Annotated in this window: 1 protein-coding gene and 1 pseudogene; one reads left to right on the forward strand and one right to left on the reverse strand. The window is 67.1% G+C overall.

Annotation, left to right across the window (positions count from 1 at the left end; genetic code table 11):
* A pseudogene (locus NQU54_RS48390) lies at positions 1–324 on the reverse strand (integrase); the annotation flags it as partial.
* 637 nt (positions 325–961) lie between these two features.
* Here NQU54_RS48390 and NQU54_RS48395 point away from each other — a divergent pair.
* The gene (locus tag NQU54_RS48395; protein WP_257636629.1) at positions 962–1,804 is read left to right on the forward strand and encodes a MerR family transcriptional regulator; all 843 of its coding nucleotides are present in this window, start codon (positions 962–964) and stop codon (positions 1,802–1,804) included.
* The last annotated feature ends 212 nt before the right edge of the window (positions 1,805–2,016 follow it).

Genomic DNA, 2,016 nt, shown 5'->3' on the forward strand with positions numbered 1-2,016 from the left:
GGGTGGTCGGCCCGGACGGCGGGATGGGTAGGTCCATTTCCAGGCGATGAGCCGCGCGTGCCAGCGAAGGACCGACCGAGGAGAAACCAGCAACGCCACCTGGGTGCGGCGCTGCCTGCTGACGATCCGGAGCAGTGCCGCCATGACGGCCCTGTCGCTCCATGAGAAGCGCGGCCGTGACTGGGCACGGCGTGCGATGGCGAGTTGATGCCGGAGCATCAAAATCTCTGCGCCCTTCGAGGCATCCGAGCGGGCGAGCAGGGCAAGCCATCGGAAAGTCTGGCAGGCGAGCAGGTAGATCAGCCGTATCACCACGACCAGCACGCTGCCTCAAAACGGCTGGCCGCTCCTGAGATCTGGGCAGATCCGAAGCAGCAGGTCAGCCCGGGTGACATAAACCCCGGCACCCACAGGCGTGGGGGCCGCGGTACCCGGCCGTCCTCGTCAGCTCTGGAGGGCTGGCAACTCCCACCAGTGCTCAGGCCGGTTGATGCAGCCCCCGGTCCTCATCAGCCTTGGAGGGCTCGCAACGCGTCCGGCTGACCGAAGGGGATCTCCGGCAGGCCGTCCTCATCAGCCTTGGAGGGTTGGCAACGTGATGTTGTGGTTCGGCGTAACCGTGTGGTCGGGGCCGTCCTCATCAGCCCTGGAGGGCTGGCAACAGCAGATCGCGGCCCGGGAGGACCGGCGTCGGCGGCCAGTTGGAATTCCCCAGCGGCGGCCGCTTGTTGGGGAGTTATCTGGCCGCTGATGTCACTCTGCGTGTTAATTCGTGGCACACAACGGCTGGCGGATGAGGGTGCAGGTCTGCCAGTGGGATGCGGGATGCCTCGTCACAGTGATCGGTTCCGGCGGTGGCCAGGGCCTCGCGGTCGGTGGAACCCGGGTGGTGTGTTGTTGCACCTGCCGTAGCGGCATGTGGTGTCGTCGAGGCACCACAGCACGAAAGGCTCCGTCTGCGATGTACCCCTCCGTCACACCGCCCCGCCAGGTCAAGATCGGCGCTGCTGCCGCCTTCGCCGGGACCACCCCACGCGCTATCCGCCACTACCACCAGATCGGTCTGCTGCCGGAACCCGAGCGCGGTGGAGACGGCCGCCGCCGCTACGGCTACGACGACATGATCCGCCTGTTGTGGATCCGCAGAATGGCGGAGGTCGGCATCAGTCTGGACGACATGCGAGCTGCCTTCGACGAATCCGGGGACATCGAGGAGACCCTGGGCCGACTGGAGGAATCCCTGGCTGCCCAGGAGGCAGACATCAAACGTCGGCGCGCGGCCGTCGGGCGCCTGCGGGCTGTGGGCAGCCCGCAGGGCCTGCTCTCCGAGCTGGTGACGGATCGGCTCAGCCACCTGCCCCCTGGCGCATTGCGCGCCTCCGACATGGAGGCCCTGCTGGTCACGGAACGGATCTTCGGTCCGCTCGGCTCCGCGATACAGGCCGGTGTGTACATCCTGCTGGCCACCCATCCCGACCTACGGGCCGAGGAGGACCGTCTCGACGAGGCCGAGGCCGCCCTCGACGACGGCGTCGACCCCGATGACCCGCGCGTCGAGGAGATCGCCGTACAGCGATACACCCACCACATGGCCCTCATGCAGGCCATCACGGCAGCCGGGCTGGACGCGGCCGATGACGAGCTCTTCGAGACCTACGACGCCGACCTGGCAGAGGAGGAGGACACGCAGATGGGCGCCTCGGAGGCGATCACCAAGATGCCCTACGACTTCTCTCCTGCCCGGATGCGCTGTATGGAGCGCGTGGCACAACTCATCGGCCAAGACGCCTGCGCAGACAGTTGATCGCCTGTGCCCGGTACCGACCTGGCCGGCATCCCATCGCGTCCACCTGTACATGACCGGCCACATCAGGAACCAGTCAATCCGAAACCGAGAGCGACATCTCAACTGGCCGTACGTCGGGATTCCGGACCGGCCGCTGACACCCCAGGCCTTCATCAGCCCTGGAGGGCTGGCAACAGGGCGACGATGCACACCTCGTGCTCGCCGGCGTC

The sequence above is a fragment of the Streptomyces malaysiensis subsp. samsunensis genome, from assembly GCF_024519315.1.
Taxonomy (GTDB): Bacteria; Actinomycetota; Actinomycetes; order Streptomycetales; family Streptomycetaceae; genus Streptomyces; species Streptomyces malaysiensis.

Coding starts and splice junctions, on each gene's coding strand:
- NQU54_RS48395 (WP_257636629.1), top strand. CDS start 962: ATGTACCCCTCCGTCACACCGCCCCGCCAGGTCAAGATCGGCGCTGCT.